The organism is Actinoplanes sp. CA-131856 (assembly GCF_050956135.1).
In the GTDB taxonomy this organism is placed as follows: domain Bacteria; phylum Actinomycetota; class Actinomycetes; order Mycobacteriales; family Micromonosporaceae; genus Actinoplanes.
In genome coordinates this window covers 983,558-998,745 of record NZ_CP191849.1, presented here as the reverse complement: position 1 = coordinate 998,745, position 15,188 = coordinate 983,558, and the positions used below count along the sequence as shown (strand labels likewise).

Below are 15,188 nucleotides of genomic sequence, written 5' to 3'. Positions count from 1 at the left end.
GACGGGTGGCCGGCAGGTCGAGGAGGTTCCGTGGCGCAGGCTGAACAGCCCGACAGCTACGACGAAGAGCTGGCCCGCATCGAAGCCTCGATCGCGGATCTGAAGATCCGCGACATGGCCGCGGCCAAGGAGCGCACCCAGATCGCCGCCAAGATCCAGGCGGCGCAGTTCCAGCGCGACATCCTTTCGCATGCCAACCAGCAGAAAAAGGCGAAAAAGGCGGCAAAGACCCGGCGCGTACGGAGGCCGGACGCCCCCACGGGCGCCCCGCCACCCCCGCCACCACCCGGGGGCGCCACCGGACGCGACGCTCCGCCCCCGCCGCCGGGCGCCACCACAGTGCGCGACGCCCCGCCACCGCCCCCGTCCGGCGCGTCTGGCCCGTCCGGCGCGTCTGGCCCGTCCGGCGCGTCTGGCGCGTCTGGCGCGTCTGGCCCGTCTGGCGCGTCTGGCCCGTCCGGCGCGTCTGGCTCGTCCGCGCGGAACGCCACGCCGCCCGGCCGCACGGTGATCGACGGAGAGCGGCCGCGCCGCACGAGCCGCCCGGCCGGTCCGCCGCCCGACTGGGCCGCCCCCGGCACCGCGCACAGCGGCCCGCCCGGCGTCGCCACCGACGGCGTGACCGCGCTCGTCGACGACCCGCCGCCGACCGAACGCGTCGCTCCCCCGCCGCGCCGGGTCGCCAGCTTCACCGGCGGCGAGGTCCACCCGCCCGAGGCGTCCTCCCAGTCGGTGCAGAACATCACCCTCGCCCTGGGCGCCCTGCTCATCGGCGTGGCCGCCGTCGTCTTCGCCGGCGTCGCCGTCAGCAACCCGCTGGCCCGGGCCACCATCCTGGCCATGGCCACCGCGATCGCCCTGGTCGCCGCGCCCGGCATCGCCAAGCGCGGCCTGAGCTCGACCGCCGAGACGGTCGCCGGTGTCGGCCTGGTCCTGCTGCCGATGACGATGTTCGCGCTGCACGGCAGCGAGCTGACCGGCGGCGCCGACGTACCCGTGCCGCTCTATCTCGGCATCACCTTCGCCATCACCGCCGTCGCGAGCTTCCTCTACGCCGGCGTCACCCGGCTGGCCGCTCCGCGCTACGCCACAGTTGTCGCCGTACAACCGGTGCCTCTGCTCCTGGCCGCACCGATGATCCAGAGCCCGGCCGGCTGGGGCATGGCCCTGACCATCGTCGCCGTGCTCGACCTGCTGCTGCTCACCACCGTGATCCGCCGCGGGCGGCTGCTGCCGCGCTGGCCCATCGGCCGGCCCGTGGCCGCCGACCGCGAGACGCTGGCCCAGGCCGACGACGCCCGGCGCTCCGGCCACGCCGACTTCGGGGCCCGCCCCGGCGCCCCCGACCCGGCCGACCCGGACGCCTACGCGGCCGACGCCCCGGCCCGGCCCGAGTCGGCGCCCGAGGAACCCGACCTGATCATCCACGGGCTGACCGGGCCCAAGCGGCGCTGGCTGCGCAGCCGCATCTTCCCCGGTCCCCGGCCGGCCGGCGCCCCGGCCGCGGGCTCGGTGCCGCTGGCCCCGCCGGCCAGCCCGCCCTCGGCCGACTGGCTCCGCGAGCTCACGTTCGGCCTGCTCTGCGTGGCCAGCGCGGGCGCCCTGCTCTACTCGTCGGTGGCGCTGCTCCAGGCCCAGGTCGTGCCCGACGCGATGCGCTCCGGACTGATCGTCGTGCTGGCCGCGCTGACCGCCGTGGCCGCCGCCTGGCTGCTCGACAACCTGACCGCCCGCAACATCGCCGGCGGCGTGCTGGCCCTGGCCCTGGTCGGCTCGGCCGCCCGGATCGCCGACGTGGTGTCGCCACGCTGGACCATCGTGATCGCGGCCGCCGTGGTCGCGATCGTCGGCGCCGTCGTCTCCCTGCTGCCGGCCGAGGTCCGGCGCGGTCCCGAGATCGCCTCGGCCGTCGCGCTCGGCATCGTCGGCGTCATCCTCACCATCGACTGCCTGCGGGCCGCCCTGGCCCCGTTGCAGGCGGCCCGCCCGATCTGGCGGGCCGACACCGAGGGCTACGCGGCCAAGCTGGCCGAGGCCACCCAGGGCCAGGGCTGGCTGCTCGCCTTCAGCGCCCTGATCGTCACCATCGGCGCCGCCCTCTCGCTGCCTCGCAGCGTGCGCCACGAGGGTGCCGTCGCCGGCATCGCGCTGACCGCCCTGGCCGTGCCCGCCTCGCTGAGCATGCGCTGGTCGGAGGCGCCCTGGCCGCTGGTCATCGCCGCCGTCGGCATCGGCGCGGCCGGCCTGGCCGCCACCACCCGGCGGATCGCCATCGTCCACGTCGCCGCGGCCGCCGTGGTCGGCTTCTTCGGTGCCGGCTCCGCCCTCAGCGCCCCCTGGCTGACCGCGGCCGTGCTCACCGCGCTGGCCGGCGCCGGCGTGATGATCGCCGTGGCCGCCCGGCAGATCCCGATCCGGCTGTACGCGTGGCTGGTCGGCGACTGGGCCTCCGGCGCGGCCGCGCTGGCCCTGCCCGGCGCCGTCGTCACCGCCGCGCTCGCCGTGGCCGACCGGGGCGAGGGCCCGCCGGCCACCGAGGCCGTCACCGTTCCGGCCCTGGCCGTCGGCTTCCTCGCGGTGGCCGCGACGCTCAGCTACGCCGCCGTCTTCCAGGTGGCCCGCCGCGAGATCAGCACCCCGCTGACCGCCGGCACCGGCCTGGGCGCCATCGCGCTGGCCCTGGCCGCGCTGCTCGCGCCTGGCGCCACCCCGCCCGACGTCTGGGTCGGCGCGCTGCTGCTGGTCGCCGCGGGCCTGCTGTTCTTCGCCAAGTCGATCGACAACGGCCGGCGCAGTGACCGGGTGCTGGACGGCCCCGACATCGCGGCCGCGGCCGCCACCGTCGCCATCTGCGGCGCCCTGGCCCGGGTCTTCGCGCTGGCCTTCCCGAGCGCGCCGCTGGCCGTGGCCGGCGTGGTCGTGCTGATCGTCGCGTTCGGCGTGGCCCTGCTGCCGTCCGACTGGAGCCGCGGGCCGAACCGCGGTCTGGCCGTCGCCGGCATCGTGGTCGGCGCCATCGCCGGCTGGCAGGCGCTGGTCGGCGCGAGCCGCGTCATCTCGGTGCTGGGCGAGGTGTGGGACGCCGACCTGACCAAATACCCGGCTCCCGGCCCGGGCGCCTGGCAGGCGCCGTTCGCCCTGCTCATGGTCGCCTTCGCGGCCGCCATCGCCGCTCCCCGCCCGTTCTCCTACCTGATCTCGGCCGTCTGCGGGGCCCTGGCCACGATCGGCGCCCCGTTCGCTCTGGGCCTGCCCTGGTGGTCACCGCTGCTGATCGGCGGCGCGGTCGCCGTCGGATATGTGATGGCCGCCGTGGCCACTGTCGATCCGCGAGCCGCGCTGTGCCGCGCCGGCGCCGCCGCCGTCGTGCTGCTCTACGCGGTGGGCGCCGGCCTGGCCCGGCCCTGGTCGACCGCGCTGGCCCTGCTCGTGGTCGTGATGGTCGGCCTGCTGGCGGCCGCGATGGCCCGCACCACGGTGACCGAGATCCCCGACCCGGTCGAGGACGACACCATGCCCGAGGGCCCGGGCCGCTTCTGGACGCCGTTCGTGGTGACCGAGAGCGACCTGGCCCGCGACGACACCGGCATGCCGCGCCACCGCGCCCAGATCGGCGGCGCCGCCACCGGCGCCGTGCTGCTGGCCCTGCCGGGCGTGCTGGCCTCGCTCGCCGCCGACCAGGGCCACGACGCGCAGGTCGCGCTGACCGCCGCCCTGGCCGCGTCCAGCCTGAGCCTGGCCCTGCTGGCGCTGGCCGGCCGCTGGATCCCGCAATATCTGCCGTGGGCGACGGTCGGCCTGGTGCTGGGCGCGACCGTCACCGCGTTCGTGTCGATCCCGACGCCGTATTCGACCGCCTTGTACGCGGCCGCCGCCGCCCTGCTCGGCGTGATGGCCGAGCTGCTGCGCGGCTCCATCCCGGCCCCCGGCATCACGCTGGCCCGCGACCACTACTGGTCGAACACCCGCTTCCGGGGCCCGCGCCGCCCGCTCGGCCTCAGCGGCCGCTGGTTGGTCGACCCGGCCACCAGCGCGGTCGTACTGGCGCTGGTCCCCACGGTCTTGGCTTTGTTCTCGATCGCCCCCGCGCTCAAGGCGGCCCTGATCGACCCCCTGGCCCAGGCGCGGCACATCTGGGACGGCCCGATCCCGGCCCTGTCCGACCCGCCCGCCGGCTACGTCGACGGCACCAGCGTCCTGGCCATCGTGCTGCTGACCGGCGCCGCCGCCCTGGCCGCCATCGGCTTCGGCGGCAAGGCGTCGGAATCGGTGCCGGTGATCCTGCCCGGCCTGGCCATCACCCTGCTGATCGCACCGATCGCCCTGCACATGCCGTTCCCGGCCGCGACCTCGGCCGCCCTGGTGGTCTTCACGATCGCCATGCTGGGCCTGGCCCTCACCCCGCCGCCGGTCGCCACGCACGCGTCGCTGCTGCGCACCACCCGCGTGATCGTCTTCGTGATCGGCCTGCTGGCCGGCAACGCGGGCCTGGCCGGCAGCCTGGCCCAGCAGCGCCTGACCCTGTTCACGCTGGGTTCGGCCATCGGCGTCGGCCTGGTCGCGGCCCTGGGCGGCCGCAGCCGCCACGCCCGCGTGCTGGGCTGGCTGTTCACCGCCGTGATGGGCCAGTTCTTCGTCCTCACCGCCGCCATCGCGGCCGGTGTGGAACGCCCGTGGGCCGCCTTCGGCGTCCTGGCCGTCGGCGCGGCCCTGCTCATCCTCGAGGCGACGGTCCCGCGCATGGGCCTCCCCCAGTACCGTCTGGAGGCTCAGACGGTCGAGTGGAGCGGCTACGCCTCGGCCATCCTGGCCGGCGTCCTGGCCTTCGACTCGCCCGCCCACCTGGCCGCCCTGCTGGCCGCGTGGGGCGCCGTGCTGGGCCTGGCCGCTTCCCGGGCCGGTCGTCCCGCCAACCAGCGCCGCCTGCTCTTCTGGCTCGCCGTGGGCTTCGAGATCGTCGGCTGGTGGCTGTTCATCGCCCTCGCCGATGTGGCGCTCCCCGAGGCGTACACCCTGCCGTTCGCCGCTCTGGCTCTGATCGTCGGCGTCATCGAGTCGCGCCATCGCCCCGACCTGAGCAGCTGGGCCGCCTACGGCGTGGCGTTGCTGGCGGCTTTCGTCCCCACGATGGGCATCGTGCTGGCCGGCAACGGCGGCGAGCTCCGCGAGGTGCTCCTCCTGCTCGGCGCGGTGGCCACCCTGATCATCGGCTCCCGCAACCGCCAGCAGGCTCCCGTGGTCGTCGGCGCCCTGGCCACCGTCTTCGCCGCCATCCACTTCGCGGTCACGCTGGTCGGCCCGTGGCTGGTCCTGGTCCCGCTGGGCATCATCCTTCTCTGGGTCGGCGCCACCAACGAAAACCGCCGCCGCACGCGCGAAGGTCTGCGGGGCGCGCTGGTCCGTATGCGATGAAAACCGTGGATATACGGAATTTTCGGCCAGCCCCCGAATAGGGCATCGGGTCCGTCGTGGTCACTCTCCGCGTGCCGCCGTCGGGCTGTTCCCGTCGCTTGAGCTCAAACCAGGCGGACCGTGTGGCCGTTGTCTCGGGCCGGGCGGCCGGGTGGCGGGCGCGGGGTGGTCGATGGCACGGTCTGCGGCATGGATTTGACCGTGATCCTCGGCCCGATGAAGGGCGGCAAGTCGCTCGAGATGATCAGCCTGCTGTCCCCGTTGCAGCACGCCGGCATCCCGCACCGCGTCTACCAGTCGGCCCGGCACGGCCGGGACACGGCCGTGACGTCCCGCTCCGGCGGCAGCCTGCAGACGGAGAAGGTGAGCTCACTGGCCGGCGCCTCCACCGGCGGCTTCGAGGTGATCGGCGTCGACGAGATCCACATGTTCACCGTCGACGACATCGCGGAGCTGGGCGTAGCGGTCCGCCACGGCATCAAGGTCGTCGTCGCCGGCATCGACCTCGACCACCGGGGCCAGCTGTTCGCCCCCGTGCGGGCCCTGTTCGAGCTGGCCCCCGAGAAGGTCATCTACCGCCGGGCGGTCTGCGACGTCTGCCGCTCCCTGGGCGCCACACACACCCAGGTCCTGGAACACGGCAAGCCGATGATCCGCGAACTGGCCCCGTCGACAGCTCTCCCCGACGACGGCACCTACACCTACGAGGCCCGCTGCCGCCGCTGCGTAGTGCTCCCCTGACCCAGGTCGAGCTGATAGATCAGGCTCCGGTGGGTGAAGCCGTACCCAAGCAAGTCATTGACCCGCCGCATGGCGGCGTTGCTGTCGGCGGTGTCGGCGAGGAGCCCCGCCAGCTCCGGAAAACGCCCCCGCACCTGGGAGATCTGGCTGGCCTTCATCCAGCGGGCAAGCCCACGGCCACGATGCGGGGGAAGAACACCGGTGCCGTAGTGCTGACCGTCGCCCCTGCCATCCCCCGGCACCACAAGCTCGGTGAAGCCGGCAATCTCCCCATCGTCACTCTGCGCGGCGGTGACACAGAGAACCTCACCACGGCGTGAGACAGCATCGGCCACAGAATGGAGCCGCTCGACATCCCACGGATCCGGGGTGTAGTCGGCGTCATCCATAGGCATGTCATCCATGGCACTGCGCGAACGGGCGAAGGTCTCCGCCAGCTCATCCGCAACCCGCCCCTCCCAGTGGATCAGCCGATAACCAGGAACGTCAGCCGGAACAGCAGGCAACGGCAGGGCCAGATCAAGGCGCGTGTACGTCAGTCGCAGAACCGCCCGAAGCCCCAGCGAGGCACAGAATTCGTCACCGGCCGACCCTTCATCGACAGGCTGCGTGAGAACACTGCGAAGACCTTCCTGGGCGGCGGCGGCAGCGACGACGGCTTCGAGCAGCCGGGTCCCGACGCCGGCGCGGCGCTCGGCCGGATGAACGTCGAGCTCCAGATCGGCGTGGCCCTCATCGGGAGGCAGCCGCAGCGAAGCCATGCCCAACGGCCACCCGTCCACCCCCGAGGCAAGCCAGACAAGCCGCCGCGGCGACGACGCATCGACAAGCGACGAGATCAGCACAGTCATGCCGGCCATTGTGGCCGATCCCCCACCCAGAGCGGCGCCCCAGCGCACAGCGGCGGGACGCGGGCGGCGCTGGAGAGACGCAGCGGCGCGGTGGATACCCAGGCGGGGCGCGGACGGAGCGCGGGCGGCGCCGTGGAGACGCAGGCGGGGCGTGGGCGGGGCGGTGGGACGCAGGCGCGGATGGGTGCTGTGGGAGGCGTGTCTGCCGGGGCGGAGGCTGCCCCGGCAAGCAAGGTCAGGCTCGTTCGAGGACTACCACGGGGATCTCGCGGTCGGTCTTCTTCTGGTACTCGTTGTAGTCGGGCCAGACCTCGGCCATCTTCGCCCACATCTCGGGCTTTTCGGTGGGGGTGGCCACGCGGGCCCGGGCCGGGAAGCGGTCGCCCTTGATCTGCGCCTCGACGTGAGGGTCGGCCTGGAGGTTGACGAACCATGCCGGTGGGGCGTCGGTGCCGCCCTTGGAGGCCACGACCAAGTAGGCGCCGTTGTGCTCGCGGAAGATCAAGGCGTGGGTGCGCTCGTGGCCTGACTTGCGGCCCCGCGTGAACAGGATCAGGATCTCCGTCCCGTTCCGCCAGTGGAACCCGTCCTCGCCGTTGGTCTCCAGATAGCGCTCAACGTGCGGATCGCCGTGCAGGTCGATAGCAGAACTCATGATCCGACCCTACTCGCGGCGCCGTGCGTGCTGACGGACTTCGTGGCAGGCCCGGCGGACGCAGGCCACTCAACGCGCCGGAACGCTGCGGGCCGGCCCTCCTGCCGATAGCAGCAGGCAACGGGACGCGGAGCAGCCCGGCAACGGGACGCGGAGCAGCCGGGGCGCGGGACAGAGGCAGTCGGGCAACGGGACGCGGAGCAGCCAGGGCACGGAACAGGGGCGGCGGGACGCGGGGCAGCCGGGCGTGGGGCGGCGGGTCGGTGGCGGGCGGGCGCGGCAAGGGTTTGGGGTTGTGGCGCAAGCCGACGGGACAGCCCGGCGGCGGCGCGCGGAGGGTGACCACGACGGACCGTATGCCCACTTCGGGGGCTTTCGCTGACTCCGTACCTCTTCTTTAAAGCGTTAGCCGCCTGACCAGCCCGGGCGCCGGATTGACGAAAGAGTCGCTGGCGGTGAGGACGGTCGGGACTGTTTCGTCGCCGCCGGTTATGTCGCGGACCGAGGCGGCGCCGGCGGGGTCCTGCCAGATGTCGACCCAGTGCAGGCGGGAGGCTCGGCGGCCCAGGGAGACCCGGAGGCGGGCGCAATACGGGCATCCCGGGCGCCAATAGACGATCGGGCGGCCGTCGCGGGCGCTGGCCTCTCGGGCCTCGGCGTCGGTGACCGAGGCCGGGAAACCGCGCGGTGAGAGCACTATCGCGCAGGCGGCCAGCAGCACGCCCATGACCACGGCGGCGATGATCCGGCCGTCGCTGACCCACACGCCGACGAGGAACACGCCCACGCCGGCGATGACGATGGAGGGAAGCCAGCGCCGTAGCATCCCGCGACGCTACCTCAGCCGAGCAATTGGTCCCGGAGGGCGGCGTCCTTCTCGGCCACCAGCTTCTCCAAGCTTGCCTGGAAGCTGGCCATCCTGGTGCGCAGCGCCGGGTCGGCCGCCCCGAGGATGCGGACCGCCAGCAGGCCCGCGTTGCGGGCTCCGCCGATCGAGACCGTGGCCACCGGGACGCCGGCCGGCATCTGGACGATCGAGAGCAGGGAGTCCATGCCGTCGAGGTGCTTGAGGGGCACCGGCACGCCGATCACCGGCAGCGGGGTCAGGGCGGCGACCATGCCGGGCAGGTGGGCCGCGCCGCCGGCGCCGGCGATGATGGCGCGCAGGCCCCGGTCGGCGGCCGACTCGGCGTAGTCGACCATCTTGCGGACCGTGCGGTGGGCCGAGACGACGCCGACCTCGAACGGCACCTCGAACTCGGCCAGGGCCAGGGCCGCCGCCTCCATCGTGGGCCAGTCGGAGTCGCTGCCCATGATGATGCCGACCTGCGGTGCCATTACTTGCCTTCCTGGAGCCAGCGGGCGGCGCGGGCCGCGCGGGCCCGCACCTTGGTCATGTCGTCGCCGAGGACCGTGACGTGGCCGATCTTGCGGCCGGGCCGGACCTGCTTGCCGTACAGATGGACCCGCGCTCCGGGGTCCTCGGCGAACAGGTGGTGCAGGCGCTCGTCGATGGAGATGCCGCCCGGCTCGCCGCCGAGGACGTTCGCCATCACGACGGCGGGCGCGGTCAGCGACGTCTCGCCCATCGGATAGTCGAGCACGGCCCGCAGGTGCTGCTCGAACTGCGACGTGCGGGCGCCCTCGATGGTCCAGTGGCCGGAGTTGTGCGGGCGCATGGCCAGCTCGTTGACGACGATGCCCTCGTCGGTCTCGAAGAGCTCGACGGCGAGCAGCCCGACCACGCCGAGCTCGTTGGCCAGGTCGATGGCGAGCTGCTGAGCCTGCACGGCCAGTTCCTCGGGCAGGCCGGGGGCCGGGGCCAGTACCTCGACGCAGATGCCGTCCTTCTGCACGGTCTCGACCACGGGGTACGCCGCGACCTGCCCGAACGGCGATCGAGCGACCAGGGCGGCGAGCTCGCGCTTGAGCCGCACCTTCTCCTCGACGATCAACGGAGTGCCGGTGGCCAGCAGTTCCGCCGCGGCGGCCGGCGAGTCGAGCACCCAGACGCCCTTGCCGTCGTAGCCACCTCGGGTCGCTTTGGCGATGACCGGCCAGCCGATTTCAGCGGCAAAGTCAGAAATATCGGAAAGGTCGGAGACGGGAGCCCAGCGCGGTGCGGGCGCCGCGGTCAGCCGCGAACGCATCAAGCCCTTGTCCTGGGCGAACACGAGCGCCGCCGAGCCGGGGAAGACCTTGATCCCCTCGGCTTCCAGCGCCGCGATGTGCTCAGTCGGCACATGCTCATGGTCGAAGGTGAGCGCCTCGCACCCCTTGGCGAACTCACGGAGCGCGGCCAGATCGGTGTGCGTGCCGATCCGTACATCGGCGGCGACCAGCGCCGCACTGTCGTCGGGCGACTCGCTGAGCACGCGCAGTGACTGGCCGAGGGAGATCGCGGCCTGGTGGGTCATCCGGGCCAGTTGGCCACCGCCCACCATGCCGACTACGGGCAGACCGGTTCGGGTATCCATCGCTCGCCAAGCGTAGCGACGCCCCAGCTCAGACCTGCAAGCGGGCGATGAGATCAGCCGGGCTGGTGACGGGCCTCTCACAGACGAAACCCTTGCAGACGTACGCCGTGGGGACGCCGTCCAGGAGCGGGCGGTCCGCCAGCAGCGGCACGCCCGGCCGGTCGGGCTCGCCGGCCACGACCACGGCCCCGGCCGGCGCGCTGCGATGCGCCTCCTCCACCAGCGGGTCTCCCACCGGGTCGGTCGTGGCGATGGCGATCTCGTACGGCCCCGACAGCGCCGCCTCGGCCACGGCGGCCGAGTAGCCGGCGAACCGCGGATGCCCGCCGATCAGCGGCCCGACCGTGCCGAGCGCCGCGTCCGCCGCCTCCCGATATTCGGGTTCCCCGCTGAGCGCCGCGTACGTCACGAGCGCGGCCACGATCGACGACACCCCCGAGGGCGTCGCGTTGTCGGTCGGGTCGGCCGGCCGGGTGACGAGCCGTTCCGCGTCGTCGGCGGTGTCGTAGAAGCCGCCCTGCCCGGTCGCGAACCGGGCCAGCGCCACATCGAGCAGCTCGCGGGCCGCGTCGAGCCACTTCCCCTCGGCCGTGAGCTGGTGCACGGCCAGGAACGCCTCGGCCACACAGCCGTAGTCCTCGAGCACCCCGGCCGGCTCACCGACCACACCATCGCGCGACACTCGCCGCAGCCGCCCGCCGACCACATGCCGCTCGGCCAGCACGGTCGCGATCTCCACGGCGGCGTGGCGCGAGTCGCGGTCGCCGGTCAGCACCGCGTGCTCGGCCAGCGCCGTCACCGCCAGCCCGTTCCAGGCGGCCACCACCTTGTCGTCACGTGCCGGCTGGGGACGTCCCTGACGAGCGTCGAAGAGCTTGCGGCGTACGTCCCGCCAGCGCTCGACAAGCGCAGGATCGGCCGCGTCGATGTCCCGGGCCAGCACGAGCACACTGCTGCCGTGCTCGAACGTGCCCTCCTCGGTCACGTTGAACAGGTCGGCCGCCCAGGCGCCGTCCTCCGCGCCGAGCACCTCGGTGAGCTGCGCCGGGGTCCAGGCGTAGGTCAGCCCTTCGACCCCGTCGGTGTCCGCGTCGAGGGCCGACGCGAGCCCACCCTGGGGCGTGCCGAGGTCACGGAGCAGGAAGGCGGCGGTCTCGTCGGCGATCCGCCGCGCATAGACATCACCGGTCAGTCGCCAGAGCTGGGTGTACGCCCGAAGGAGCAGCGCGTTGTCGTACAACATCTTCTCGAAGTGCGGCACCGTCCAGGTGGCGTCCACCGCGTACCGGGCGAAGCCGCCGGCGAGCTGGTCGTAGATGCCGCCGCGCCCCATCCGCTCGGCCGCGTGCCGCACCACTTCGAGGGCTTCGGCCGACCCGGTCCGCTGATGGTGCCGCAGCAGGAAGAGCATCCCCATGTGCGGCGGGAACTTGGGCGCCCCACCGAACCCGCCGTTGATCTCGTCCTGCTCCTTGAGCAGCCCCAGAGCTCCCGCTTCGAGCAGCTCGGCCGAGATCGGAGCGACCGGCCCGCCGACGAGCTGGGCCCCGCCGATGGCCTTGACCACGGAGGCGCCCTGCTCGATCACCTGGTCCCGCTGCTCCTGCCACGCCTTGGTGACGGAGGCGACGAGGCGACCGAAGTTGCTCTTGGGGTAGTAGGTGCCACAGAAGAAAGGCTCACCGTCAGGGGTGGCGAAGACGGTCATGGGCCACCCGCCCTGCCCGGTCATGGCCTGGGTGGCGGTCATGTAGACGGCGTCGACGTCGGGCCGCTCCTCCCGATCCACCTTGATCGACACGAACCCGTCGTTGAGCAGCCGAGCGATCTGCTCGTCCTCGAAGGACTCGTGCGCCATGACATGACACCAGTGGCAGGCCGCATAGCCCACCGAGATCAGCACAGGCACATCCCGGCGCCGGGCCTCGGCGAACGCCTCGTCCCCCCATTGCCACCAGTCAACCGGGTTGTCCTTGTGCTGAAGCAGATAGGGCGAGGTCGCGTCGGCGAGACGGTTGGCCATGCCCCCAGCCTCTCACGCCCCGAAGACCGCCGCCCCCAGAGCGCACGCGCCGCCGCCCACCTCACACCCACCCGCACAGCCCTCGACGATCCCCGTCACGAATCCGCCGACCCTGCGGACTCTGCCGCGCCGACTCGCCTCTCGCCCGCCCGGCCGCTCGGCACCTTCAAGATCGCCGTCTACGTGGAGCGAGCCGTGCTCGGGCGCCACGCTGGCGCGCGGGAGTGACGGCCTGGCTCCACGAAAGCGATCATCGGGGCGCGGGAAGCGAAGCCGCCTTACCAGGGGAAAGGGCAAGGAGTGGGCCCCGGGGCAGGCACTACAGAGGGCGTCCAGGAGACCGTTGCCGGCACGCCATGCCGGCCACCTGCCCGCGCGCGCTTCGGTCGAGCGCAGGCCGAGAAGCAGCGGGCCGAGGAGCGGCAGGCCAGGGAGCGGCGGGCCGGAGAGCGGCAGGCGCAGGGCTGTCAGGAAGCGTCGTCGGCGCGCAGCGGGCGGATGTTGGCCGGGGCGGCCTCGCTCAACTGGGTCAGGGCCTGGACGATGCGGTCGGCCGGCATCGGGCGGCAGAAGTGGTAGCCCTGGGCCGTGGGGCAGCCCAGCTCGATCAAGGCTGCTCTCTGCTCTGTCGTTTCCACGCCCTCGGCCACCACTCGGACGCCCAGGCGGGCGCCTAGCTCCACCGCTCCTCGGACCACGGCGCCGGCGGCTGGGGACTCGATCATGTCGTCGACGAAGGAGCGGTCGATTTTGATCTCGTCCACCGGGGCTCTCGTGACTATCGCCAACGAGGAGTAGCCGGTGCCGAAGTCGTCCAGGGAGAGCTGGACGCCGGCGTCGCGGAGGTCGGCCAGGACCTCGTCGACGATGCGTTCCTCGCTGACCGCCACCGACTCGGTGATCTCCAGGACCAGGTGGGAGGCGGGGGCGTGGTGGCGGCGCAAGGCGTCGCGGACCTGGGCCGGGAAGCTCGGGTCGAGCAGGCTGCGAGCCGGGACGTTCACCGAGACCGGCACGTCGACGCCGGCCGCGTGCCAGCGGCCGGCCGCGTCCAGCGCCAGGTCGAGGACCCGGCGGGTGAAGGCCGTGTGCAACTCGGTGTGTTCGACCGTCGAGATGAACTCGTCGGGTGACAGGCGGCCGCGGCGGGGGTGCTGCCAGCGGACAAGCGCTTCGACGCCGGTGGGGGCCGCCGTGACCAGGTCGACCGCCGGCTGGAGGTGGAGGACGATCTGGTCGTCGGCGGCCAGGGCGTCCTTCAGCTCGGCCAGCAGGGCCAGGCCGTCGGTGGTGACCGCGTCTTGAGTGGGGTCGAAGGCGGCCACCGTGACCTCTTGCCGCTTCGCCTCCTGCAGAGCCAGCGAACAGCGGCGGACCAGCTCGCCCACGTCGGCCCGGCCGGCCGGGGCGACCGTGACGCCGACCGCCACCTCGACCGCGAGGCGGACGCTGGACACCTCCATCGGGCGGCCCAGCTCCTCGACCAGCTCGCGGGCCCGGCGCAGGGCCAGCGGCAGCGAGTCGGACACCGGTGTGGCGGCCGGGGCGGACGAGTCGATCAGGGGGACCACCCGGGGCACCAGCAGCGCGAACTCGTCGTCGCCGGTGCGGGCGAGCATCTCGCCGTCGCGGGTCATCTCGGTGAGCCGGTCGGCCACCAGGCGCAGCAGCTCGTCGCCGTGCCGGTGGCCGAGGGTGCCGTTGACCTCGCGGAAGTCGTTGATGTCGAGCAGCAGCAGGGCGACGTGGCGCCGCCGGTCGAACGAGCGCAGCAGCTGGTCGCCCTCGGCCAGCAGGGTGGGACGGTCGAGCAGTCCGGTCAGCCGGTCGTGGCGGGAGTCGAACGCCACCTGGGCGCTCAGCTCGGCCACCCGCTCGCGGGCCGCCGCGTCGTGCAGGGCGCCGGCCAGCGCGTCGCCGAAGGCCGAGATGGCCGCCTCGTCGCGCGGCACGGGCAGGGTCGGCTCGGACAGCCAGACGGTGAGCTCGCCGACCAGGTCGCCGTCGACCGCCATGGACCGGGTGATCGCCGGGCCGGGCAGGCCGGCCACCGTGTTGTCCTGACCCGGGCCGTCCTCGGCGTAGCGGCGCTCGCCGTCGCGGCCGCGCACCTCGATCTCGACCCGCCGGGCGCCGAACACGTCGAGCGCGGCGCGCAGACCGGCCTCGACCACCTCGACCTCGGTGCCGCCGGGCAGGGTGGCCGTGGCCGCGGCGAACGCCTCCCACAGGCGGCGCTCCTCCTCGGCCCGCAGGTGGAACCGGTACGTCCGCTGGAGCAGCCACAACGCCGGCGGGAAGGCCAGCAGCCAGAGGGGGCTCTCGACCAGGGCGACCACGGCGGCCAGGCCGACGATCACGTTGCCCACGACCATCGGGACCTTGGCGTACGACGCACGGACCAGGATCTGGGCCGCCGGGGCGTCGCGGTGCAGCGCGAGGGTCAGGGTGGCCAGCCCGAACGTCAGCAACAGATAGGTGAGGGCGCCCGCGACCAGTGCGGTGACCATGCGGGCGCTGAGCACCGGGGCCTCGCCCGCGATGGCGCCGGACACGACGGCGGCGCCGGCCGCGCCCAGGCTGAGCGAGGCGGCCAGGTGCACCACCTCGGCCACGTTGCGCAGCGACTCCCACCAGGCGAGCAGCGCCCACGCGGCGACCGCGCCGACCAGTGTGGCGGCGGGCAGCCAGCCGGGCGGGGCCACGACGACGCCGATGATGAAGGCGGCCTCGCCCCAGGAGACGGAGACGACGCCGCGGCCGAGCCGGAACCGCAGCCGGGCCAGTTGACCGGCCGCCACGACGGCGGCGGCGAGGGCCGCGCCGGCCAGCGGCGTGAGTGGACGGTCGGCCGGCCGGTCGACCGGCAGCAGCGCGCCGAGAATGGCGAGGATCAGCGCCGCGGCGGCGACCGCGGCGGTCAGAATGCGCACGCTTTGGGGACGCCCGGCCAGGCCGGTGACGTCGATCCAGGAACGCCGGGCGACCGGCGGCGCGGTCACGGCAAACCCCACTTCACCAGGAGCACT

The 15,188-nt window shown here is 73.4% G+C and carries 9 protein-coding genes; 2 read left to right on the top strand and 7 right to left on the bottom strand.

Features of this window, described 5'->3' with window-relative positions; translation table 11 throughout:
• Positions 1 to 30 precede the first annotated feature (30 nt).
• Both ACQP2X_RS04835 and ACQP2X_RS04830 read left to right on the top strand, forming a co-directional pair.
• Positions 31 to 5,412, top strand: coding sequence for an SCO7613 C-terminal domain-containing membrane protein (locus ACQP2X_RS04835; protein ID WP_498694626.1), 5,382 nt, complete (start codon positions 31 to 33; stop codon positions 5,410 to 5,412).
• 189 nt (positions 5,413 to 5,601) lie between these two features.
• Positions 5,602 to 6,153 carry a thymidine kinase gene (locus ACQP2X_RS04830; RefSeq protein ID WP_498694624.1) on the top strand — a complete coding sequence of 184 codons (552 nt, stop codon included), beginning with the start codon at positions 5,602 to 5,604 and terminating at the stop codon, positions 6,151 to 6,153.
• Here ACQP2X_RS04830 and ACQP2X_RS04825 read toward each other — a convergent pair.
• From ACQP2X_RS04825 to ACQP2X_RS04795, 7 genes are all read right to left on the bottom strand, one after another.
• Entirely contained in the window at positions 6,114 to 7,004 is an 891-nt protein-coding gene (locus ACQP2X_RS04825; protein WP_498694622.1) for a GNAT family N-acetyltransferase, read from the bottom strand. The two genes, ACQP2X_RS04830 and ACQP2X_RS04825, sit on opposite strands and share 40 nt — an antisense overlap.
• A gap of 235 nt (positions 7,005 to 7,239) precedes the next feature.
• Complete coding sequence (locus ACQP2X_RS04820; protein ID WP_498694621.1) at positions 7,240 to 7,659, bottom strand: nitroreductase family deazaflavin-dependent oxidoreductase; 420 nt, start codon at positions 7,657 to 7,659, stop codon at positions 7,240 to 7,242.
• Positions 7,660 to 8,056: 397 nt separating this feature from the next.
• The gene (locus tag ACQP2X_RS04815; RefSeq protein ID WP_498694620.1) at positions 8,057 to 8,485 is read right to left on the bottom strand and encodes a glutaredoxin domain-containing protein; all 429 of its coding nucleotides are present in this window, start codon (positions 8,483 to 8,485) and stop codon (positions 8,057 to 8,059) included.
• Positions 8,486 to 8,499: 14 nt separating this feature from the next.
• A complete protein-coding gene (gene purE / locus ACQP2X_RS04810) occupies positions 8,500 to 8,997 on the bottom strand; it encodes a 5-(carboxyamino)imidazole ribonucleotide mutase (RefSeq protein ID WP_498694619.1) in 498 nt (165 codons plus the stop codon).
• Positions 8,997 to 10,136 carry a 5-(carboxyamino)imidazole ribonucleotide synthase gene (locus ACQP2X_RS04805; RefSeq protein ID WP_498694618.1) on the bottom strand — a complete coding sequence of 380 codons (1,140 nt, stop codon included), beginning with the start codon at positions 10,134 to 10,136 and terminating at the stop codon, positions 8,997 to 8,999. The genes purE and ACQP2X_RS04805 overlap by 1 nt, the downstream gene beginning before the upstream one ends.
• A gap of 28 nt (positions 10,137 to 10,164) precedes the next feature.
• Complete coding sequence (locus ACQP2X_RS04800) at positions 10,165 to 12,159, bottom strand: thioredoxin domain-containing protein (protein ID WP_498694616.1); 1,995 nt, start codon at positions 12,157 to 12,159, stop codon at positions 10,165 to 10,167.
• Between the two features lie 467 nt (positions 12,160 to 12,626).
• Positions 12,627 to 15,161, bottom strand: a complete 2,535-nt coding sequence (locus ACQP2X_RS04795; protein WP_498694614.1) for a putative bifunctional diguanylate cyclase/phosphodiesterase — start codon at positions 15,159 to 15,161, stop codon at positions 12,627 to 12,629.
• Between the last annotated feature and the right edge of the window lie 27 nt (positions 15,162 to 15,188).